The 21,595-nt window shown below is 68.7% G+C and carries 18 protein-coding genes; 14 read left to right on the forward strand and 4 right to left on the reverse strand.

Translation table 11 applies throughout. The features are described from left to right. Nucleotides 1-140: 140 nt before the first annotated feature. Nucleotides 141-827 carry a winged helix-turn-helix transcriptional regulator gene (locus H4W30_RS16500; RefSeq protein ID WP_192743604.1) on the reverse strand — a complete coding sequence of 229 codons (687 nt, stop codon included), beginning with the start codon at nt 825-827 and terminating at the stop codon, nt 141-143. A 104-nt stretch (nt 828-931) separates the two neighbouring features. On the opposite strand from H4W30_RS16500, the gene H4W30_RS16505 reads away from it, so the two are divergent. Continuing rightward, nucleotides 932-1,741, forward strand: a complete 810-nt coding sequence (locus H4W30_RS16505) for an alpha/beta fold hydrolase (protein WP_192743605.1) — start codon at nt 932-934, stop codon at nt 1,739-1,741. Between the two features lie 162 nt (nt 1,742-1,903). Here H4W30_RS16505 and H4W30_RS16510 read toward each other — a convergent pair whose 3' ends face one another. Continuing rightward, nucleotides 1,904-3,136, reverse strand: a complete 1,233-nt coding sequence (locus tag H4W30_RS16510; RefSeq protein WP_192743606.1) for an MFS transporter — start codon at nt 3,134-3,136, stop codon at nt 1,904-1,906. A 370-nt stretch (nt 3,137-3,506) separates the two neighbouring features. On the opposite strand from H4W30_RS16510, the gene H4W30_RS16515 reads away from it, so the two are divergent. From H4W30_RS16515 to H4W30_RS16540, 6 genes are read left to right on the forward strand one after another with little or no spacing between them, the layout of a single operon-like run. Further along, the gene (locus H4W30_RS16515) at nt 3,507-5,258 is read left to right on the forward strand and encodes a non-ribosomal peptide synthetase (protein WP_192743607.1); all 1,752 of its coding nucleotides are present in this window, start codon (nt 3,507-3,509) and stop codon (nt 5,256-5,258) included. Between the two features lie 26 nt (nt 5,259-5,284). After that, nucleotides 5,285-6,364: a 4-hydroxyphenylpyruvate dioxygenase gene (gene hppD / locus H4W30_RS16520; protein WP_192743608.1), complete on the forward strand. Its 1,080-nt coding sequence runs from the start codon at nt 5,285-5,287 to the stop codon at nt 6,362-6,364. Between the two features lie 23 nt (nt 6,365-6,387). Further along, nucleotides 6,388-7,758, forward strand: coding sequence for a condensation domain-containing protein (locus tag H4W30_RS16525; protein WP_192743609.1), 1,371 nt, complete (start codon nt 6,388-6,390; stop codon nt 7,756-7,758). Beyond that, nucleotides 7,755-9,314 carry a 4-hydroxyphenylacetate 3-hydroxylase family protein gene (locus H4W30_RS16530; protein WP_192743610.1) on the forward strand — a complete coding sequence of 520 codons (1,560 nt, stop codon included), beginning with the start codon at nt 7,755-7,757 and terminating at the stop codon, nt 9,312-9,314. The genes H4W30_RS16525 and H4W30_RS16530 overlap by 4 nt, the downstream gene beginning before the upstream one ends. A 44-nt stretch (nt 9,315-9,358) precedes the next feature. Then, entirely contained in the window at nt 9,359-10,969 is a 1,611-nt protein-coding gene (locus tag H4W30_RS16535; RefSeq protein ID WP_192743611.1) for an MFS transporter, read from the forward strand. Nucleotides 10,970-10,992: 23 nt separating this feature from the next. Further along, a complete protein-coding gene (locus H4W30_RS16540; RefSeq protein ID WP_192743612.1) occupies nt 10,993-11,280 on the forward strand; it encodes a putative quinol monooxygenase in 288 nt (95 codons plus the stop codon). A gap of 58 nt (nt 11,281-11,338) precedes the next feature. Here the strand turns inward: H4W30_RS16540 and H4W30_RS16545 are convergent, their stop codons facing one another. Further along, nucleotides 11,339-12,025: a DUF899 domain-containing protein gene (locus H4W30_RS16545; protein WP_192743613.1), complete on the reverse strand. Its 687-nt coding sequence runs from the start codon at nt 12,023-12,025 to the stop codon at nt 11,339-11,341. Nucleotides 12,026-12,230: 205 nt separating this feature from the next. Between H4W30_RS16545 and H4W30_RS16550 the strand changes: the two genes are divergently transcribed. Then, nucleotides 12,231-13,151: a VOC family protein gene (locus H4W30_RS16550; protein ID WP_192743614.1), complete on the forward strand. Its 921-nt coding sequence runs from the start codon at nt 12,231-12,233 to the stop codon at nt 13,149-13,151. A gap of 595 nt (nt 13,152-13,746) precedes the next feature. Here H4W30_RS16550 and H4W30_RS16555 read toward each other — a convergent pair. Next, nucleotides 13,747-14,928 (reverse strand): epoxide hydrolase family protein, encoded by a 1,182-nt coding sequence (locus tag H4W30_RS16555; protein WP_192743615.1) that lies wholly within the window; start codon nt 14,926-14,928, stop codon nt 13,747-13,749. Between the two features lie 229 nt (nt 14,929-15,157). Between H4W30_RS16555 and H4W30_RS16560 the strand changes: the two genes are divergently transcribed. From H4W30_RS16560 to trpD, 6 genes are read left to right on the forward strand one after another with little or no spacing between them, the layout of a single operon-like run. Next, entirely contained in the window at nt 15,158-15,940 is a 783-nt protein-coding gene (locus H4W30_RS16560; protein WP_192743616.1) for an alpha/beta fold hydrolase, read from the forward strand. 51 nt (nt 15,941-15,991) lie between these two features. Further along, nucleotides 15,992-17,383 (forward strand): FAD-dependent oxidoreductase, encoded by a 1,392-nt coding sequence (locus H4W30_RS16565; RefSeq protein WP_192743617.1) that lies wholly within the window; start codon nt 15,992-15,994, stop codon nt 17,381-17,383. Continuing rightward, nucleotides 17,380-18,144 (forward strand): tryptophan 2,3-dioxygenase, encoded by a 765-nt coding sequence (locus H4W30_RS16570; RefSeq protein ID WP_192743618.1) that lies wholly within the window; start codon nt 17,380-17,382, stop codon nt 18,142-18,144. Before H4W30_RS16565 ends, H4W30_RS16570 begins: the two co-directional genes overlap by 4 nt. Before the next feature lie 51 nt (nt 18,145-18,195). Beyond that, a complete protein-coding gene (locus tag H4W30_RS16575) occupies nt 18,196-19,509 on the forward strand; it encodes a hypothetical protein (protein WP_192743619.1) in 1,314 nt (437 codons plus the stop codon). Next, entirely contained in the window at nt 19,493-20,488 is a 996-nt protein-coding gene (locus H4W30_RS16580) for a methyltransferase (protein WP_318780613.1), read from the forward strand. Before H4W30_RS16575 ends, H4W30_RS16580 begins: the two co-directional genes overlap by 17 nt. After that, nucleotides 20,485-21,537, forward strand: a complete 1,053-nt coding sequence (gene trpD, locus H4W30_RS16585; protein ID WP_192743620.1) for an anthranilate phosphoribosyltransferase — start codon at nt 20,485-20,487, stop codon at nt 21,535-21,537. Before H4W30_RS16580 ends, trpD begins: the two co-directional genes overlap by 4 nt. The last annotated feature ends 58 nt before the right edge of the window (nt 21,538-21,595 follow it).

Consider the following 21,595-nt stretch of genomic DNA (forward strand, 5'->3'; position numbering starts at 1 on the left):
TCCTCGGGGACTACCTCGCTGCCCTGGATCGTAAGTGAAGAAACCCTGGTGTTTGAAGACTTTCAGCGGCCATACGGAGCACTCGGCACATTGGAAGACTTCGCCTGTGAGGAATGCCCGGCACCGGTGTGCGAATCCGGTCAGGGCCGCCGGGAAGCGTTCACGGGGAGGGCTGCGGGTTCGGGTAGCGGGAAGCAGCCGGTGAATTCGGTGACCGCCTCCAGGTCGCCGTCGACCAGGACCGCTCCGTCGGCGATCGCCTGCGCGAGCCCGCGGCCTTCGAAGATCACTTCACGCAACGCCTCCACCGAAGTGGTCACCACCGCGTCCGGCCGGTCCAGCGTGCCGTACCCGATCTCGAGGGCGCCTCCGCCGACCCGGGCGATCACCTCGAACTGCCCGAAACGCAGCTGAAACGCCACTTCGAGGTCGCCGGCCGAGGCCGGGTCGAACATCGTCCGCATCGCCAGCACCAGGGAATCGAGGGACAGCGGGGCACGCTCGGGCATGAGCGGCGACCGGGCGGCCCAGCGGCCGAGGGCCAGCAGGGCGGGTTCGAGCTCGGCGCCCCACTCGGTCAGTTCGTACACGGTGGACGCCGCGGGTGGCGGCAGGGCGCGGCGTCGCAGGATGCCGGTCTGCTCCAGTTCCCGGAGGCGCTGGGCGAGCATGGTCGGGCTCGAACCCGGCAGCCCGGCCCGGAGATCGGTGAAGCGTTTGGGCCCCAGCAGCAATTCGCGCACGATCAGCAACGCCCACCGCGACCCCACCAGGTCGAGCGCGTGCGCGGTCCCGCATCCGTCGAAGTACTCGCGCGTGATCACCACGTTTTCACTATAACCACACTATCGAGTTGCGTCACTGAAGTTGATAGTCAGTTTTTCGTACTTTACGATACGGTTACAGTGACGTCGACCAAGGGAGAGCGATCATGAGCACCGTCGTTTCGGCGGACGGAACCGCCATCGCCCGTACCCGGATCGGACAGGGAGCGCCGGTCGTGCTGGTCGACGGTGCGCTCTGCCACCGCCAGGCCGGACCACTGACCGGGGTCGCGGAGGAATTGAGCACGCGGTTCACCGTCACCACGTACGACCGCCGCGGCCGCGGGGACAGCGACGGTGCCGGTGTAGTCGCCGAGGACGCGCTGGAGCGTGAACTCGAGGACCTCGCCGCGGTGATCGCCGACGCGGGCGGCCCGGTGTCGCTGTTCGGCATGTCGTCGGGCGGGGCGCTGGCGCTGCGGGCGGTCGCCGCCGGACTGCCGGTGACCACCGTCGCCGCCTACGAACCGCCGTTCTACACCGCCGACGACCAGAAGGAACAAGCTCGCCGCTACCACGGCGAACTCATCGAGCTGATCGCCGCGGACCGCCCCGGCGACGCCGTCGCGCTCTTCCTGGACCGGGTCGGCTCGCCGCCGGAGATGATCGGCCAGATGCGCGAATCCCCGATGTGGCCCGGGCTGGCCGCCGTCGCGCCGACGCTGGCCCACGATTCGGCCATCATGGCCGACGCGGACCTCGGCGCGGCCGTTCCCGCCGAACCTCTGTCCACAGTGGACGTGCCCGCACTCGTCCTCTACGGCGGGAACAGCCCCGACTGGATGCTCGACGGCGCCCAGGAAGCCGCGAAGGTCCTGCCACGCGGCGAACAACGCACACTGGACGGGCAGGACCACGACGTCTCCGCGGCCGCGCTGGCCCCGGTACTCGCCGATTTCTTCTCCCGCAACGCCTGACTTGCCGAACGGCCTTCCCCGCGCCGGGTCGATGGAGCGTGTCCCGAGCGTTTACGTCCGAGACGCACCGGGTGTCGCGAAAGCCACTTTCGGGACGTCTGATGTCCCGAAAGTGGCTTTCGCGACGTCGCCCCCGCTCACCGGCCCGGCACGGCACTCGCCCTACGTCCCGATCGATTCGGCTTCCGACGACTTCGCCCGGCGGGCCACCCGGGCCGCGTTGAAGAGCGCCAGCAGGGTCAACGTGGCGAAGACGCCGATCGTGATCGGGATGAGCGGTCCCGGCGTGCTGCCGGTGATCCCGCCGATCACGATCGGGGAGAGCACGCTGCCCAGCATCCCGCAGCCGAGGATGGCGGCGGTCGTCGACTGTGCCGAGGACGGCGCGACCTTGGCCATCCAGGCCAGCACCGTCGGGAGTACCGGGCCCAGCGCGAATCCGGCGAGGCTGTAGCTGATGGGCGCCAAGGCCGGCGACGTGGCGGTGAACAGGGCCACCACGGCGAAGGCGGTGCAGATGAGCACCACCCGCTGCGGCGCCATCCGGACGGTCAGGGCCGGGATCACGAGCCTGCCGAGCGTCGATCCCGCCCAGAAGCCCGCGTCGAGCTGGGCGGCCGCGGACACCGAGTACCCCACACCGACGAGATAGGTGCTCTGCCAAGCGGAAACGCCGGTCTCGGTCGAGGCGTAAACGAGCCCGATGGCGGCGAAGGCCAGCAGGATCGGGAGGCCCCGGCGCAGCCGGCCGGCCGGAACGCCACTGTCCTCACCCTGCTCGGAGCCGGTGAGCAGTGACGCGCAATCCCTTACCTGCCAGCACAACAGGATCAGCACGCCGATCGCGGTGAACACGAACGGCAGGTTCGCCAGCCCGACCGTCCCGATCAGCAGCGGCCCCCCGATGGCGCCGAGCCCGAAGACGGCGTTGAGGATGCTGAGCTTGATCGCGCTGCGTTCCCCGAATCCCTTGGCGAAAGCGGTGTTCAGCAGCACCACGAGACCGCCGAAGCCGGTCCCCGCGACCAGCGCCGTGATCAGCAGCATCGGCCACGAAGCGGCGAACCCCATCAGCACCGCGGCGCAGCCGATGATCGACACCAGCACGCTGATCGACCGCCGTGGCGGCAATCTGCGCGCGGCGATCCCGAAGGTGAGGGTCGACAGCAGCGAGCCCGCGTTGAACACGCTGATGAGTTCGCTTCCCGACGTCGGGCCGAGCTGGTAGATCACCCGCAGCTGCGGCAGGGCCGCGCCGAGGCCGGCGAACAGCGCCCCGAGCATGACGAACAGGGCATAGGCCAGCAAGGTGTGCCGGACACTCAATCCCGGACCGGCCTGGGGCCTCGGCGGCGGGGCCGGACTCGCCTGCTCGCCGGTGATCACATTGGTCACGACCTGGCCTCCTGTGCCGAGTGTGCTCGCGTCGGTTGCGCGACTCAGCGTCACTCACTTGTGGAACGACCCTTCTCCGAAAGCGCCGGATCCTCCCGCGACATGAAAAATTCACGAGTCCGCGGTGGCTCGCTCACTGGCTGTGACCATGCCCGGAGCAGCACACTGAACGCGTTCGCGTGCGTTGGATGTGTGAAGCAGGCCAAGGAGGCGTTCCGATGTCCGGGTCCGGGCGATCCACGACACGGCCCACCGGGGCGGGCGGCTCGCAACCGAGAAGACGTTCTCCCCTGTGGCCCGGTGAAAGCCTGGGAAACGCTCAGGTGGTGGGTCTTTCGGTCACCACCCGATTCACGGATTGGAGACTTCGATGACCGTCGCGTCCATCCAGGAGGCCTTCTCGGCCCGCGCGCGAACCCACCCCGGCGCCGTCGCGGTGCGGTCCGGCGACTCGGCCGTCACCTACGCGGAACTGGACGCACGGGCCGCTCGGCTGGCGGGCAGGCTCCGCGATCTCGGCGTCACCGCCGAGGCCCCGGTCGCCGTGCTGATGGACCGCTCCCCCGACCTCATCGTCGCCCTGCTCGCCGTGCTCAAGGCGGGCGGCGCCTACCTCCCGCTGCACAGCGCCTACCCGCTCGACCGGATGCAGTGGATCGTCGACGACGTCGGCGCCGGGGTCCTGCTCACCGACACGGCGATGAGCGGTGGCGAGCTGCCGTCCGTCGGCCACGTCGTCGTGGTCGACCAGGAACCGGCGGCGGAACAGCCTTACGAGGCACCGCTTCCCGGACTGGACGACGAGCGCCTGGCGTACGTCATCTACACGTCCGGGTCGACGGGCAGGCCGAAGGGCGTCGAAGTCACTCACCGCTCCGTGCTGAGTCTCCTCGGCGATTCCTGCTGGGACCCCTCGGTCCACGGAAAGGTCCTGATGGTCGCGCCCTACGCGTTCGGGGTGTCCACCTTCGAGGTCTGGGGCCCGCTGCTGCGCGGCGGCGAGGTCGTGCTCGCCCCGCCGGGGACCTTCGACCTCCAGGCGGTGCGGCGGATCCTCGCCGCGGAGGTGGTCACGTCGGTCCACCTGACCGCCGGTCTTTTCCGTGTGGTGGCCGAAGAAGCGCCGGAATCGCTGGCGACGGTCAAGGAGGTGATGACCGGCGGGGACGTCGTCTCGTCCGCCGCGGTCCGCCGGGTACTCGAAGCCTGTCCGGGTATCAGGGTCCGGATCATGTACGGCCAGACCGAAACGACGCTGTTCTCCACCTATGCCACCTTCGACGGCCCGGACGAGGTCACCGAGACGATCCCGATCGGCCGTCCGATGGACGACACCCGGACCTACGTGCTCGACGGCGACCTGCGGCCCGTTCCCGACGGGGAGGTGGGCGAGCTTTACGTGGCAGGCGCCGGAGTGGCACGCGGCTACGCGGGCCGTCCCGATCTCACCGCCGAGCGGTTCGTGGACGATCCTTCCGGCGCGGCGGGCGAGCGCATGTTCCGTACCGGCGACTTGGTCCGCACCCGCGAGGACGGCGCGCTGGAGTTCTCCGGACGGACCGACAGCCAGGTGAAGATCCGTGGTTTCCGGGTCGAACTCTCGGAAATCGAAGCGGTACTCGGCAAGCACCCGGACGTGGCACACGCTCTCGTCGTGGGCGCGCTCGAGAACGGCGAGCGCAGGCTGGCCGCGTACGTCGTCCCCGGCGCCGCCGAGGTCGACCTGGCCGAACTACGTGCGTACGTCGCCGAAAAGGTTCCCGACTACATGGTCCCCGCGTCCTTCCAGTCGCTCGGCGAACTGCCGGTGACGGCGAACGGGAAGATCGACCGGGGTGCGCTCCCGGAGCCGGTGTTCGGCGCGGACAACGGCTATCGCGCGCCGCGCAATCCCGTCGAAGAGACGCTGTGCGGGATCTTCGTCAAGGTGCTCGGCGCCGAACGCGTCGGCCTCGACGACAGCTTCTTCGACATCGGCGGCCAGTCCCTGCACGCCGCCCGGCTCGTCCTGCGGGTCGAAGGTGAGCTCGGGGTCCGCATCACGGTCGCGGAACTCTTCGACCTCCCGACGGTCGCGCTGCTCGCCAAACACGTGGCGGAGCTGACGGCCGAAGACAAATGACCCGCGACCACAAGGGGAACAGCCACATGGCCACCTTCGACGACCTCACGGTCGACCACGTGAAGATCTACACCTCCGACGCCGGCGCCACGGCCGATTGGCTGGCGGGCGGTTTTGGACTCGCGCCCTACGCGGAGTCGTACACGGGCGACCCGGACGGCACGCGCCTGATCGCGGTCGGCCGGAGCGACATCAGGCTGATCCTCGCCGAGCCCCGCAGCGAAGACCAGGCCGGCTCGTTCTACCTGGCCCGGCACGGCGACGGGGTGGGCGACATCGCGCTCGGTGTCCCGGACGCGGCCGCCGCCTTCGACGACGCCGTCGCCAGGGGCGCGCGCCCGGTGGCCGGGGTGGCCGAGACCGACGGCGTCGTCACCGCGACCATCGGCGGCTTCGGCGACCTCACCCACACCTTCGTCCAGCGTCCCTCCACTGTGGACGTCCGGACGCTGCCGGGGTTCCGTGCCGTCGAGGACCCCTCCGCGGCCGACGTCGACCTCGGCCTTGTCGACCATTTCGCGGTCTGCGTTCCGCCCGGGCAGCTCGAACCGACCGTCGCCTACTACGAGCGGGTCCTGGACTTCCGGACGGTCTTCACCGAGAAGATCTCCGTCGGCGCCCAGGCCATGAACTCGAAGGTGGTCGAAAGCCTCTCGGGCGCCGTCACCTTCACCGTGATCGAACCCGACGTCAGCCGGGCGCCGGGGCAGATCGACCGGTTCCTCCGCGACCACGGCGGCGCCGGCGTCCAGCACATCGCGTTCACCGCGACCGACATCGTGCGGGCGGTGGACGCGATCAACGGCAACGGGATCGGTTTCCTCAGCACGCCGGAGTCCTACTACCGCAGGCTGGCCGACCGGCTCTCCCCGGTCGGCCACACGGTCGACGAGCTGCGACGGCTTTCCATCCTCGTCGACGAGGACCACGACGGCCAGCTGTTCCAGATCTTCGCCAAATCCGTGCACCCGCGCAACACCTTCTTCGTCGAGATCATCGAACGGCTCGGAGCCCAGACCTTCGGCAGCGGGAACATCCAAGCGCTCTACGAGGCCGTCGCCGACCAGGAGTCCGCCGACCGGGCGGTCGGCGAGAACGCCGCGTGACACACCTCGAGGAGGTTCACGAAATGTCCGAAGTGGACGAAACGGCATCGCGCCGCTACCCGCTCTCCCACACGCAGGAGTTCCTCTGCGGTTTCGACGACAACGTCGATGCCGACGAAGGACCGTTCGGCCCGCGGTATCACAACGTCCGCGGCTGGCGGCTGCTCGGCTCGGTCGACATCGACCTGCTTCGTGCGGCGCTCGGCGACGTGGTGACCCGGCACGAGGCGCTGCGCACCGTGATCAACCGGCCCTCCACCGACCGGTATCAGGAGGTCCGCCCGCCCTCGCCCGCCGGGCTGGAGGTGGTCGACGTCCCCGACACCGGGTCGGAACACCGCGTCGAAGAGTTCCTCGGCGTCGTGGAAGCGGGGACGATCTCCGCCGTCCGTCCGCCGTTGCTGCGGGCGGTGCTGGGCAGGCTGTCCGACGAGGAATCCCTCTTCGTTCTCGTCGGGCATCACATCGGCACCGACGGCTGGTCGATGCGGCTGCTGATGCGGGACATCGCCGAGTACTACGGCGCGCGGATCGAAGGACGCGAGGCCCGGCTTCCCGAGGTGCGCCAGTATCGGGAGTTCGGTGTCGCGCAACGGGAAGCGAGCAGTTCGCCGGCACACGAACGTGCCCGCGCGTACTGGCGGGACAAGCTGCGTGACGCGCGTCTGCTCGGCCTGCCCGCGGACGCCGCCGTCGTTCCCGGCCCGGACAAGGTGACTTCGACCTTCCGATTCGTGCTGGATCCCGGGTTGACCGACGCCACCGTGCGCCTCGCCAGGAGTTCCCGCGCGTCGGCGTTCATGGTGTTGCAGACCGCCTACAACGTCCTGGTCGCGCGCCGGACTTCGGCGACGGACATCGTCGTGCCGACCATCACCTCCGGCAGGCTCGACGAACGCTTCGAGGAGACCGTCGGCCCGTTCTTCAACTTCTTGCCGCTGCGGACCGATCTCGAAGGCTGCGTGACCCTGCGCGACGTCCTCCAGCGCACCCGGGCCACGTGCATCGAGGCGCAGGTGAACGACATTCCCTTCGCCCATCTCGTCGGCGAGGCCCCCGAGCTGCCGAGCACCTTCGCCACCCCGGGGGTCGCCGTCAGCGCGTTGCAGGTGTTCCAGCACCCGTTCGGCGCGGACGGCGAGCTCGGCGCCACCGCGAAGTACGCCGAGGTACGGCACCGCGTTCTCGGCCAGGCGATCTCCTCCGACATCCCCAACGGGATGCTCTGGACGCTCGACGTCGACGCGGAGCACGGGATCTTCGGCAGCGTGAAGTACGACCGGCAGGAGTTCCGGGAGGACACCGTCGCCGGCCTGGTCGAGGAGTTCCGCGCGATTCTGTCCACTGTGGTCACCGATGCCGACACCCCGCTCTCGGTGGAAGAGGCGCGATGAGCACCGGACCCGTCCCCCGGAAGACCCGCCCGCTGACCGGGGACGAGTACCTCGAGTCGCTGCGGGACGGCCGTGAGGTCTTCCTCTACGGCGACCGGGTCAAGGACGTCACCCGGCATCCGGCCTTCGCCAACCCGGCGAGGATGACGGCGCGGCTCTACGACGCGCTGCACGATCCGGAACGCCAGGCGACGCTGACCGCGCCGACCGACACCGGGAGCGACGGGTTCACCCACCGGTTCTTCCGCACTCCGCGCAGTGCCGAGGACCTGGTCGCGGACCAGGCCGCGATCGCGGGCTGGGCCCGGATCAGCTACGGCTGGATGACCAGGACACCGGACTACAAGGCGTCGTTCCTCGGCACCCTCGGGGCCAACGCCGACTTCTACGCGCCGTTCACCGGGAACGCCGATCGCTGGTACCGGGAAACCCAGGAGAAGGTGCTGTTCTGGAACCACGCCTTCGTGCACCCGCCGATCGATCGCAGCAAGCCGCCGGACGAGATCGGCGACGTGGTCGTCCACGTGGAGAAAGAGACCGACGCGGGTGTCGTGATCAGTGGCGCGAAGGTCGTCGCCACCGCTTCGGCGATGACCCACTACAACTTCATCGCGAACCAGGGCATGCCGGTCAAGGACAAGCGGTTCGCGCTCGTCGCGACGGTGCCGATGGACGCGCCCGGTGTGAAGCTGATCTGCCGCACCTCCTACGCCGCGACCGCGGCGGTGATGGGCAGTCCCTTCGACTATCCCTTGTCCGCGCGAATGGACGAGAACGACAGCATCCTCGTCTTCGACAAGGTGCTCGTGCCGTGGGAGAACGTCTTCGTCTACGGGAACATCGGCAAGATGCAGATGTTCACCGGCCATTCCGGGTTCAACGAACGCGCGATGTTCCAGGGCTGCACCCGGCTCGCGGTGAAACTGGAGTTCCTGGCGGGCTTGCTCTTCGAAGCGCTGGAACTGACCGGCTCCAAGGACTTCCGCGGCGTGCAGACCAGACTCGGCGAGGTACTGGCGTGGCGGACCTTGTTCCAGGGCTTGTCCGACGCGGCGGCCCGCAACCCGGTGCCCTGGAAGAACGGCGCGGTCCTGCCGAACCCCCAGTACGGGATGGCGTACCGCTGGTTCATGCAGCTGGGCTATTCCCGCATCAAGGAGATCGTGATGCAGGACGTCGCCAGCGGCCTGATCTATCTCAATTCCAGTGCCGACGATTTCCGCAATCCGGAGATCCGCGGTTATCTCGACCGGTACGTCCGCGGTTCGAACGGAACCGATTCGGTGGCCAGGGTCAAGGTGATGAAGCTGCTCTGGGACGCCATCGGCTCGGAATTCGGTGGCAGGCACGAACTGTACGAACGCAACTACTCGGGAAACCATGAGAACACCCGGATCGAACTCATGATGTCTCAGGTCGTCTCGGGGCAGGTCGACGGGTACAAGGACTTCGTCCGCGAGTGCTTGGCCGAATACGACCTGGACGGCTGGACCGCTCCGGATCTCTCCTCCTTCGACGAGCTGAGAAGGACGAGCGGCGATTTTCTCCAGCGGTGATCAACTGATCGTCGCCGGGCCGTGCCCCAGAGAAAGGAAGGTTGATGGACGCAACAACAACGACGGGCAATGCGCCCGTCCTGGCAGGGCGGAAGGAATGGTTCGGGCTGTTCCTGCTCGCACTGCCGACCCTGCTGATGTCGGTGGACTTGAGCGTCTTGGTGCTCGCGACCCCGCACATCACGGCGGATCTCGCGCCGAGCAGCACCGAACAGCTGTGGATCCTGGACATCTACGGTTTCCTGCTGGCGGGCTTCCTGCCCACCATGGGCGCGCTGGGTGACCGGATCGGCAGGCGCAAGATCCTGATGATCGGCGCCGCGGCGTTCGGGATCGCGTCACTCCTGGCGGCGTTCTCGACCAGCAGTGAGATGCTGATCGTGTCCAGGGCGCTGCTCGGCATCGCGGGCGCCACCTTCGCACCCTCGTCTCTGGCGTTGCTGAGCAACATCTTCCAGCACCCGAAGCAGCGATCCGCCGCCATCGGGATCTGGATGGCCTGTTTCATGGGCGGTTCGGTGCTGGGTCCCATCGTCGGCGGTCTGATGCTGTCGGGCTTCTGGTGGGGTTCGGTGTTCCTCCTCGCCGTGCCGGTGGTCCTGCTGGTGCTCGTCGCCGGCGGTTCGGTGCTGCCGGAGTTCAAGGCACCCGGCGGGCGGAAGATCGACCTCGGCAGCGTTCTGCTCTCGCTGCTCACGATCCTGCCGCTCATCTACGGCATCACCGAGGTCGCCCGTGAGGGCTGGAAGCCGCTGCTGGTCGGGTCGATGGTCGTCGGCCTGGTCTTCGGGGCGTTGTTCATCGTCCGGCAGAAGAGGCTGGACGACCCGATGATCGACCTCGGGCTGTTCTCCCACCGGGTGTTCCGCTCGTCGTTCATCCTGAGCATCGGCGGTGGCGCCATCCAGGGTGGCGGACTGCTGATGGTGAGCCTCTACCTGCAGACCGTGGTCGGGCTTTCCCCGCTGGCCGCCGGTCTCTGGCTGGTGCCCACCGGCTTCGCCATGGTGGTCGCCATCATGCTCGGCGGCGGAATCGGGCGACAGGTCCGGCCCGCGTACGTGATGAGCGTCGGCCTGCTGGTCGCGGCCATCGGCTACGGCCTGCTCACGCAGGTTTCGTCCGTCGACGGCCTGACGCTCACGGTGATCGGGTTCGCGCTGGCGATGGCGGGCATCGGCCCGGGCACCGCGCTCGGCTACGAGCTCATGATGGGCAACACGCCGCCGGAGAAGATCGGCGCGGCGTCGGCGTCCATGGAGATGGGCGGGCAATTCGGTGTGGCGGCGGGTATCGCGCTGTTCGGCACCGTCGGGACCGCGGTGTACACCAGCCAGGTCGTCGTGCCCCCGGGTGCGGACGCGGCGAAGGAAAGCGTCACCAACGCCCTCGCCGTCGCGCCGGGACTCGGTGAACCCGCGGGTTCGCAACTGCTCGAATCGGCGAGGAGCGCGTTCACCAGTGGGCTGAACATCGTCGCGCTCGTCGGCGCGGTGTTGTTCGTTCTTCTGGCTACCCTGTGCATCAAGTCGTTCCGCCAGATTCCGCCGCTTTCGCACCAGAGCGCCGGCGGTGGGCAGGATGTCGCACCGGACGCGAAAGACACCGCCACCCGGGAAGACTCCGAAGCCGAGACCGTTTCGGCCAAGGATTGAAAAGTTCGACGAAAGGACAGGAAATGATCATCGTCGCTGGATACTTCCAGATCGACGCCGCCGATCGGGACAAGTACGTCAAGCTGCACGAGGACGTCATCTCGCGGGCCCGGAAGTTCGAAGGATGCCTGGACTTCGCCATCACGGCGGACGCGGTGGACCCCGAGCGCGTGAACCTGTTCGAGCGCTGGGAATCCGACGAGGTGCTGAACTCCTGGCGCGCGGTCGCCAACCCGCCGGAGCAGTTCACCGAGATCAAGGGCGGTGACCTGGCGAAGTTCGAGATCGCCAGCGTCGGCTCGCCGTACTGATCGGCCACGACGAAAGGGCCGTACCCGGCAGCCATCCGGGTACGGCCCTTTCGGTCTTTCAGCTCGCGGCGTGTTCGCACACCCCGCACCGGTCGGCGTTCTCGTAACGGTCGTGGTGGCGGACCCATTCCTGGGTGAAGCCGAGTCCCTCTTCCTGACGGCCGAGCGGTGTCAGGTCGAGGTAGTTGTAGGTGGTGTTCAGCAGGTCGCTGCCGCGGCCGTGGGTCGAATACGCGTACTGGATCGTTTCGCCTTCACGGACGAAGGCGCTGATCCCGGGCGGCTGGACGCCACTGCCGAGCGAAACGTGGAAGTCCTGATAGAAATCCGAGCCGAGCGACGAGACCCAGGGCACCGTCCAGCCCATGCGTTCCTTGAACGGCTGGATCTTCTCCAGCGGAGCCGGGCAGTCGATGATCAGCGTGGTGTCGCGGGCGTGCAGATGCGCGAGGTGCCCGATGTTGTCGATCCAGAAGGAGCAGCTCGTGCAGAACTCCTCACTGGGCCCCAGCATCATGAAGTGGTAGACGATGAGCTGCCGCCTGCCCTCGAAGAGGTCGGAGAACGAGAGCTCGCCCCGTTCCGGATCCTGGAACGTGTAGTCCTTCTCGACCAGGATCCGGGGCAGCGCGCGACGCTGCGCGTTGATCTCGTCACGCGCCTTGGTCAATTCTTTTTCCTTGGCGAGGAACGCGGCGCGAGCTGCTGTCCATTCCTCTCGGGAGACGACTTCGGAGGCGGTCACTGCTGCATCCTCACTCTCGGCGAACATTCCCGTGTTTTCATCCGATATTAGCCCGCCGGAGACAGCTCGTCCTACTCCGTGTTTGCCACGAGAGGACGCTTATCCTGGATTGTCACACCTTTCACGAGCACCCGGAACGCGTATTCACTCCGGTATTCTGACCAGTGGGGAACCGTCCGTGCCGGAGGCGAAAGGGAGCTGCCGCGTGACATTGCACAGGCTGGGATCGGTCACCATCGGGGTGCCCAATCTCGCGGAGACCTCCACCTACTACGACGACTTCGGCCTTGCCAGGGAAGAGGACGGCTGGTACTCCACTGTGGACGGTGGACGTCAGCTGCGGCTGGTGCAGTCCAGGTTCCGGCGGCTGGCGGGGATGACCGTCTCCGTCGACGACGAGGACGACCTCGGCCGGGCCGAGGCGAACCTGGAGCGGATCGGCGCCGCCCACCGCCGAGTGCCAGGCGGGCTGGTCGGCACCGACCCGGCCACCGGGACCGAGGTGACGCTGAAGATCGAGCCGCGGATCCGGCAGACCGCCGGCGCCCCGACGCCGTACAACGCCAACGGGCGGATCGAACGACCGGGAACGCGGGCGCCCGGCGTGCTGCGCGACGACCGGGTGCGGCCGAAGCGGCTCGGGCACGTGGTCCTCGGTTCGACCGATTTCGCGATCTCCCAGAAGTTCTTCGTCGAAGGCATCGGCTTCAAGGTCAGCGACCTGATCCGGAACGCGGGCGCGTTCCTGAGGTGCACGACGGAGCACCACAATCTGCTGCTCCTGCGTTCCCCGGTGACCTACCTGCACCACACCGGCTGGCAGGTCGACGACGTCGACGAGGTCGGCCGCGGCGCGACGTCGATGCTGGAGGACCATCCGGAACGGCACGTCTGGGGCCTCGGGCGGCATCACGTCGGGTCCAACTTCTTCTGGTACCTCAAGGATCCCGCCGGCAACTTCAGCGAGTACTACAGCGACACGGACTGCATCCTCGACGACGAGCTGTGGAAGCCGGAGGTGTTCGAGGGCGCGCTGAGCTTCTTCAGCTGGGGCACTCCGCCGCCGCCGTCGTTCCTCGCGCCGGAGGACCTCGCCGCGCTGATGATGGGCGCGGAAGACGCCTGAGCTCGGCCGTGGGTCACTCGGGTCGTTCTCCGCGGGCGGCTTCCCGCTGCGGCGGGTCGGTGAGCGTGTCCCGCCCTGACGATTCGGGTAGCCCGGGGGTAGGTCGAACAGGGTGCGGTCAAGTCTCGTGTCGAGCGGGTTTTCCGGGCCTTCGCGGCGCGGCCTGGATGACTCGCTGCGCTGTGTCGCGAAAGCCACTTTCGGGACGTCTGATGTCCCGAAAGTGGCTTTCGCGACGCTCGATGCCGCCAGGACCGCTGGGCCCGGGTGCTCGTGTCGTGAAAGCCACTTTCGCAACGTTGAAGGTTGCGAAAGTGGCTTTCACAACCTGCGCCGGACTGATCAAGGCCGTGCCGTGCACGTCCAGTGTCAGACGACGTGACGGACCCGGCAGGTAGGTGAACGCGAGTCCGCCAGAACCCGAAACGCCACACGCGAAACAGCTCATACGGACATGAATCCGGCACTCGATCGCCGCTTTGTGTCCCCTGTGGACGATCAGAGCGTGCTCCGACCGCCCGCCGAGGCCGCATACGAGGCGAAGGGCGCTTTCCCCGCATAAGTCGCGGGGAAAGCGCCCTTCGGCCTTTCCGGCTCAAGCGGCCCGCGCGTCCCGTCCGGCCCCGGCCACGAGCTTCCGCGTGAACTCCCGCAGATCGGCCACGAGCAGATCCGGCTGCTCCAGCGCCGCGAAGTGCCCGCCCCGGTCGTGCTCGGTCCAGTGCGAGATGCTGGGGATGTCGCGTTCCGCGAGGCGGCGCACCGGCACGAAGATGTCGCGGGGGAACACCGCGACCCCGACCGGCACCGGTACCGGGGGCGGCACCGCGCCGCTCGCGGCCTGGCGGACGGCGTCCGCGCCCTCGTAGTAGAACTGGGCGGACGAGCCGGCGGTGGCCGTCAGCCAGTACAGCGTCACACCCGTCAGGATGTGGTCCCGGGCGACAGCGTCCTCGGGGAGCTCCGCCGAATCGGTCCACTCACGGAACTTCTCCACGATCCAGGCCAGCTGGCCGACGGGCGAGTCGGTGAGGGCGTAGGCGATCGTCTGCGGCCGGGTCGCCTGCACCTTCATGTAGCCCGAGAGTTCGGTGTCGAACCGGCCGAGCCCGGCCAGTCGCGCGCCGTCGGCTTCGGAGATGCCTTCGAGTTCCGCGGGGTCGCCCGACGGGAAGGTCATCAACATGTTCACGTGCACGCCGAGCACGTGTTCGGGGTCGATCATCCCCAGTACCAAGGAAATCGGCGAACCGGCGTCACCGCCTTGCGCGACGTAGCGATCGTATCCGAGGCGTGCCATGAGTTCCCGCCAGGCGCCCGCGATCCTCGGCACGTCCCAGCCGGGCTCGCGCAGCGTGGAGAACCCGTAGCCGGGGATGGACGGAACGACCACGTGGTAGGCGATCGAGGGATCCAGTCCGTGCGCGCGCGGGTCGGCCAGCGGCCCGATGACGTCGAGGAACTCGGCGAACGAACCGGGCCAGCCGTGCGTCAGCACGAGCGGGGTCGCGTCCGGTTCGGGTGACCGGACGTGCAGGAAGTGCACGTCCTCGCCGTCGATCTCGGTGATGAACTGCGGGAACTCGTTGATCCTCGCTTCCACCGCGCGCCAGTCGAACTCCTCCGCCCAGTACTCCGCCAGCTCGCGCAGATAGCCGAGCGGGACACCGCGATCCCAGCCGACGCCGGGAAGTTCGTCGGGCCAGCGGGTCTGCCCGATCCGGCGACGCAGATCCGCCAGGTCGGCCTCCGGCACTGCGAGGCGGAAGGGCTTCATAACGACTCCGATCATCGAAAACGACAGTGCTCCCCCGGCGAGCACGCTAACCCTCCGGTACGGCCGGGCACGTCTTCTCGGCTGCGTGCCCGGACCGGGAACCACCAAGCAGTCGGGAAGAAGTCTCCGCGCCGGCGAACATGTGACGATTTCCATCACCGGGATGAAAAATCCGGTGGCGCGGTCGCGGTGCGACGGCGTCCGGGAGACCTCGACCCTTTGGGGAGCCATGGACAAGGTATTTTCGCGCGACGGCACCGCGATCACGGTCCAGCGGATCGGCGCCGGTCATCCCGTGGTCCTGCTCGGCGGAGCGCTCTGCGACCACTGGGCCACCGCGGAACTGGCGGAGCTGCTGGCCCCGAATTTCGAGGTGTTCAACGTCAGCCGCCGCGGCCGCGGGGAAAGTGGCGACACCGCCCCCTACGCGGTCGAGCGCGAACAGGAAGACCTCGAGGCGGTCATCGCCGAGGCCGGCGGCCGGGCCCACGTCTTCGCCCACTGCACCGGGGCGGTGCTGGCCTTCGACGTCGCGTTGCGCGGGGACGGGATCACGAAGCTCGTCGCCTACGAGCCGCCGTACATCCTGGAGGGCTCGCGTGAGCGCCTCGACGAGAAGTACCGGTCCGACCTCGCGGAGCACATCCGCGACGACCGGCCCGGCGACGCCGTCAAGCATTTCATGATCAACGCGGTCGGGTTCAAACCGGACTCGGTCGGCCGCATCGAGCAGTCCGAGGCGTGGCCGCATCTGGTCGGTCTGGCGCACACCCTGCCTTACGACGGCGAGATCATCGGCGACTGCCACGTGCCCGACCGGATCTCGCGGATCACCGTGCCGACGCTGGGTGTCACGGGTGAGAAAAGCCCGCAGTGGCAACAGGATTCCCTCGCCGAGGTGGTTTCGAGGATCCCCGGGGCGCGCGCGGTCACCCTGCCCGAGGCCGACCACAACCTGGTCGCCGCCTCCGTGGCCCCGTCGGTGATCGAGTTCTTCGGCACGGACGACTGAGCGGCCGTCCCGGCGACCGACCGAATACAGGACGAACACAGGGAGGCCCTGGTGGGCAAGCAAGTAGGAGAGCGCGCGGTCGTTCTCGGTGGCAGTATGGCCGGTCTGCTGGCCGCCCGGGTCCTGTCGGAGTCCTACGCGGACGTCGTCATCGTCGACCGGGACGAGCTGCACGGCGTGCGGACGGCACGCCGTGGGGTGCCGCAGGGCAGGCACGTGCACGGGCTGCTCGCGAGAGGGCAGCAGATCCTCGACGAACTGTTCGACGGGTTCACCGAAGCCGCTGTCGAGGCCGGTGTCCCCACCGGCGACCTCGGGGAACTTCGCTGGTACTTCAACGGCAGGCGGCTTTCCCCCGCGCACACCGGCTTGGTCTGTGTGTCGGCCGCGCGCCCGGTGCTGGAAGGTCTCGTCCGCGACCGCGTCGAGGCGATCGGCAACGTCCGGCTGCTGGATGGCCACACGGTGCTCGGGCCGATCCTGTCCGAGGACCGCTCGCGGGTCGAGGGCGTCGAGATCCGGGACGGTGCCTCGGGAACCGATCAGCGGCTGGTGGCCGATCTGGTGGTCGACGCGACCGGGCGCGGGTCGCGGACCCCGGCGTGGCTGACCGAACTCGGTTACGCCGCGCCGGAAGAGGACCGGGTCAGGATCGACCTGACCTACACGACACGGGTGTACCGGCTGCCGGACGGCGGACCGCTCGGCGACGATCTGTCGATCAACCCGGTGTCCACTCCGTCGCATCCGCGGGGCGCGTTCCTCTCGCGGATCGAGGGCGGCAAGTTCATGGTCTCCCTCACCGGCGTGCTCGGCGACAGCGCGCCCACCGACGAAGCCGGCTTCATGGCGTTCGCGAAGTCGCTCGAAGTCCCCGACGTGTACGACGTCATGAAGGACGCCGAACCGCTCGGCGACGCGGTCGCCTTCCGGTACCCGGCGAGCGTCCGCCGTCACTACGAACGGCTGACCGGGTTCCCGGACGGTCTGCTCGTCGTCGGCGACGCCGTGTGCAGTTTCAACCCGGTCTACGGACAGGGCATGACCGTCGCCGCGCTCACGGCGCTGACCCTGCGGAACCACCTGCGCGAAGGGAAGGCCCCGGAAGCACTGGCCTTCTTCAAGGACATCTCCGCGGAGATCGACGTCCCGTGGCAGATCTCCGCGTCGGGTGACCTGAGTTTCCCCGGTGTCGAAGGGAAACGTCCGGCGCAGGTCCGGATCGCCAACGCCTACATGGGCCGCGTGCAGCGCGCCGCGACCAGGGACGGCCGGGTCACCGGCACCTTCATGCGGGTCGCCGGGCTGGTCGAGCCCGCGACGACCCTGATGAAGCCCGCCATGATGCTGCGCGTGCTGAGGCAGTCCCGCCGGGTCCCCGCCCCGGTACCCGCGCCCATATCCGTTGCCACCGACGAGAAATCAGGGAGGCGCGCGGCATGACCGCTGCCGACGAAGCAGCCCATACCGCCTACCGCGGTTATCTCGCCCTCGACGAACTGCTGGAGCTTCAACAGCCCAACACCGGCGAACACGACGAGTTGCTCTTCGTCATCGTGCACCAGGTGCACGAGCTCTGGTTCAAGCAGCTGCTGCACGAGTTCGCCGAGCTCGCGCGGGCGTTCGAAGAAGGCGAGCCGGGAGCGGCGCTGCGGACCATCGGGCGGCTCATCGCGATCGTGCGGGTGACGCTCCGGCAGATCGACGTGCTCGACACGCTCACACCGGGGCAGTTCGTCCGGTTCCGGGACGACCTCGGCGGCAGCGGGTTCTACTCCGCGCAGTTCCGCGAGATCGAGGTCGTCCTCGGCAGGCGTGACCCCGGCGTGTTCGACAAGTTCCCGGAGGGCACGTCCGACCGGGAGCGGCTGATCACCGCGATGACCAGGCCGCCCCTGTTCGACTCGTTCGCCGGCTACCTCACCGCGCAGGGGTTCCCGGTACTGCCCGGCGAATCCCCGGAAACGGCGGCGCCTTCGATCGCGAAGGCGTACCGCGAGGACGGCGTGGTGGCGCAGCTGTGCGAGCGCATGGTCGACCTCGACCAGATCTTCACCGAATGGCGCTACCGGCATTCGACGATGGCCCGGCGCATCATCGGCGACAAGACCGGAACCGGTGGTTCGTCCGGCGCGGTCTATCTGCGCCGTGGCGTGTTCACGCCCTTGTTCCCCGCGCTGTGGGAGGTGCGGAACATCACTTGACACGCGGTGAAACCCTGCCGTCGATTCCGGACCTGATGAGGGAAAGCACTTATGACACCGCAGAAGGACACCCCGGCCGGCTCGGTAGCCGCTCCGCCCACGACGACCGGGGTCGGCAGGCTCAGCCTCCGGGCCGTCGGCGCGGGCTCCTGGAGACGCTCACCCCGGCTCGCCGTCGAACTCCTCGACCGTTGGTCCGCGCGGACCTCAGGGCCGGCGGCGGAGGGAACCTCGGGATTCCCCTTCGAGGCCGTGCTCGGGCATTTCCAGGCGGTCGGCCGCAACCAGGCCGATCCGGACCTGATCGAGAGACTCCGTGTCCTCGCCGGATCGCTCCCCCCGCCGCGCACGGTCCACGACCGGATCCTGGCGAACTGGCTGCCCGGCACCTTCGACCACGAGGACGGGAACTACGACTCCTACGCCGCGATCCCGCTCCTGGAGGAACTCGCCGGCGCGGACGGGCCGGACCGGATCGACGCCGGGCTCGACGGCTTGATCGTCGCGCTGCTGGCCGATCTCCTGCGGTTCGAAGCGACCGGGCTGCGGGCGAACCCGAACGCGGCCAAACAGCGGGCGCGGACCCAGGCCACGTTCCGCGCGCTCGTCAGGGCGGGGGAGATCGCTCCGCTCGCGGAGGATCTGCTCCCCTCCATCCCGTCGAGCGATACCGCGCGGGGCGACCGGGAACTCGCGGCGGCGGACGCGGTGCTCACCCGGGTCGCGGAGCCGGTGCGGCACGCGGTGCGGATCGCCATGCTGCCGACCACGAACAGGCACGACGAGGTCATGTTCATCCGCAGCGTGCAGACCTTCGAGCTGCTCTACCGCAGGATCGCGCGCGGTCTCGAGCGCGCGGTGTCCTTTGTGGATGGTGGGGAACCGTCGGCCGCGATCGGCGAGGTCACCGAAGCGGCGGACAAGATCGCCGCGACCACGCTGCTCTATCGCGTGCTGACGACCATGCCGCGGGAAAGCTTCGCCGAGATCCGCGCGAACACGAGTGGCCGCAGCGCGATCCAGTCCAGGGCCTACCGCGAGATCGAACTGCGCGGGGCGCCGATCCCGCCGAATCCGCAGGCACCACCGCTCTCCGTGGAAGGCATTTCCCTGCAAGAGGTCTTCACGGCCATGCCCGGCGGACCCGCCGCGACCGCGCTGGCGGCGGCGATGCGAAACCTCGACGACGCCTGGCGCGGCATGAAGAGAACCCACTGGGGCATCACGCTGAAGATCATCGGCCAAGTGCCGGGCACCGGGGGCACCAGCGGGGCGGACTACCTCCGGATCGCGGCCGATCAGCCGCTGTTCCCCGTACTCCACCCCGGCACCGGCGAACAGGACGGAGGTGTCCGCATTGCTTGACAACGACGAAGCGAACAGCCTGCTGCGGCGGAAGATCATGGGTTACATCGTTTCGCAGGCGATCTTCGCGGTGACCCGGGCGGACGTCGTCGAGCACCTCGGCGACGACGCGCTCCCGGTCGAGGTCATCGCGGCCAAGGCCGGGGTCGATCGCGACGCGCTGACCCGGTTCCTCCGGGTGCTCGTCGCCGAAGGCCTCTTCACCGAGGAGCCGAGAGGCAGCTTCGCCGTCACCGGGCTCGGTTCGCTGCTGCGCGAGGAAACCCCCGGCTCGCTGAGACATCTGGCGACGCTGATGGACAACGAGGCGTACCAGGCCTGGTCCGCGGCGGAACACAGCCTGCGCACCGGCGAGGCCGGTTTCGACAAGGTGTTCGGCAAGCCGATGTTCGACTGGCACGGCGAGCGCCCGGCCGAGGCGGCGGCCTTCGACCGGGCACAGGCGGGCCTGGTCACCTTGCGGATGCTGCCGCTCCACGAATGGGACTGGAGCGGCGTCGGAAGCGTGGTCGACGTCGGAGGCGGCAACGGCACGCTCGTCGACGGGCTGCTCGCCCGCCATCCGCGTCTGCGTGGCACCGTCTTCGACCAGCCGCACGTCGTCGGGCCGACGACGACGTCCGGCCGCCGCGAGGCGATCGGCGGCGACTTCTTCGAGCGCGTCCCGCCCGGCGGGGACGTGTACGTGCTCGCGCAGATCCTGCACGACTGGGACGACGCCGACGCGACCCGGATCCTGCGGCGGGTCGCGGAGGCCATGACACCCGGCTCGCGGCTGCTGATCCTGGAGCAGGTCGTCCCCGACGGCGCCGAACCCCATCCGGCGAAGCTGCTCGATCTGCACATGCTCGTGCTGCTCGGCGGCCGGGAACGGACCGAGACCCACTGGCGGGAACTGCTCGGCGGCGCGGGTTTCGAGATCTGTCGCGTCACCGGCTCGTCCCGTTCTTCCCTCATCGAGGCCAGGGTGGCGCGATGACGACGGACGGACGGGACTTCACGGAGCTCACCAAGCGGCTGCTCGACGGGATCGATCTGTCCACTTCGGACGCCGCGTGGGTGATCGACGCGGTGATGGCGGGCGACGTCACCCCCGTCCGCCTCGCCGGTTTCGCGGTCGCCCTGCGCGCGAAGGGCGAAACGGCGGCCGAGGTCGCGGCGCTGGCGGAACGGACCGTGTCCCACGCGCCCCCGGTGCGCCTGAGCCGTCCGGCGGTGGACATCGTCGGTACCGGCGGTGACGGTTCCCGTTCGGTGAACATCTCCACCATGGCGGCGATCGTCGTCGCCGCCACCGGCGCGGACGTGGCGAAGGTCGGCAACCGGAGCGCGTCGTCGTCCTCCGGTTCGGCGGACGTGCTGGAGGCGCTGGGCGTCGCGGTCGATCTGCCGCCGGATGGGGTGGAACGGTGCCTCGCCGAGCTCGGCATCGGATTCTGCTTCGGGCCGGCGTTCTATCCGGGCCTCCGGCACATCGGCCCGGCACGCCGCGAACTCGCCGTTCCGACCACGTTCAACCTGCTGGGCCCGCTGTCGAATCCGGCTCGACCGGACGCCGCCCTCGTCGGCTGCGCCTTCGCCGGGCAGACGAAGACACTCGCCGAGGCCTTCGCCCGGCGCGGGACACGCGCCCTGGTCGTCCGCGGCGACGACGGGCTCGACGAGTTCACCACGGCGACCACGAGTCAGGTCTGGGTCGCCTCCGGGGGAACGGTGCGACGGCACGAGTTCGATCCCGGTTCGGTGGGGATCCCGCTTTCCGCGTCCGGCGCGTTGCGTGGCGGCGGTCCCGCGGAGAACGCGGCGATCGCGCTGGAGACCTTGGGCGGCAAGCGAGGTCCCGTCCGGGACGCCGTGCTGCTCAACGCGGCCGCGGCCTTGGCCGCCCATCACGGTTTCGGCGAGTCGCTGGCCACCGATATCCGGCGTCGGCTCGCCGATGCGGAGCACGCGATCGATTCCGGCGCGGCGGAATCCCTGCTGCGCGCCTGGGCGAAGCTTTCCAGCGCCATCGCCGGCCCGCGGTGAATCCGGCAATCAGCGAGAAGATCCAGTACCGCTGCCGATGCGACGATTTCCGAGTTGC

The sequence above is a fragment of the Amycolatopsis roodepoortensis genome, assembly GCF_014873915.1.
In the GTDB taxonomy this organism is placed as follows: Bacteria; Actinomycetota; Actinomycetes; order Mycobacteriales; family Pseudonocardiaceae; genus Amycolatopsis; species Amycolatopsis roodepoortensis.

What these genes read in the sequence shown, in the direction of transcription:
- H4W30_RS16505 (WP_192743605.1), top strand. Translation starts at nt 932, where the DNA reads ATGAGCACCGTCGTTTCGGCGGACGGAACCGCCATCGCCCGTACCCGG.
- H4W30_RS16515 (WP_192743607.1), top strand. Translation starts at nt 3,507, where the DNA reads ATGACCGTCGCGTCCATCCAGGAGGCCTTCTCGGCCCGCGCGCGAACC.
- hppD (WP_192743608.1), top strand. Translation starts at nt 5,285, where the DNA reads ATGGCCACCTTCGACGACCTCACGGTCGACCACGTGAAGATCTACACC.
- H4W30_RS16525 (WP_192743609.1), top strand. Translation starts at nt 6,388, where the DNA reads ATGTCCGAAGTGGACGAAACGGCATCGCGCCGCTACCCGCTCTCCCAC.
- H4W30_RS16530 (WP_192743610.1), top strand. Translation starts at nt 7,755, where the DNA reads ATGAGCACCGGACCCGTCCCCCGGAAGACCCGCCCGCTGACCGGGGAC.
- H4W30_RS16535 (WP_192743611.1), top strand. Translation starts at nt 9,359, where the DNA reads ATGGACGCAACAACAACGACGGGCAATGCGCCCGTCCTGGCAGGGCGG.
- H4W30_RS16540 (WP_192743612.1), top strand. Translation starts at nt 10,993, where the DNA reads ATGATCATCGTCGCTGGATACTTCCAGATCGACGCCGCCGATCGGGAC.
- H4W30_RS16555 (WP_192743615.1), bottom strand. Translation starts at nt 14,928, where the DNA reads ATGAAGCCCTTCCGCCTCGCAGTGCCGGAGGCCGACCTGGCGGATCTG.
- H4W30_RS16560 (WP_192743616.1), top strand. Translation starts at nt 15,158, where the DNA reads ATGGACAAGGTATTTTCGCGCGACGGCACCGCGATCACGGTCCAGCGG.
- H4W30_RS16570 (WP_192743618.1), top strand. Translation starts at nt 17,380, where the DNA reads ATGACCGCTGCCGACGAAGCAGCCCATACCGCCTACCGCGGTTATCTC.
- H4W30_RS16575 (WP_192743619.1), top strand. Translation starts at nt 18,196, where the DNA reads ATGACACCGCAGAAGGACACCCCGGCCGGCTCGGTAGCCGCTCCGCCC.
- trpD (WP_192743620.1), top strand. Translation starts at nt 20,485, where the DNA reads ATGACGACGGACGGACGGGACTTCACGGAGCTCACCAAGCGGCTGCTC.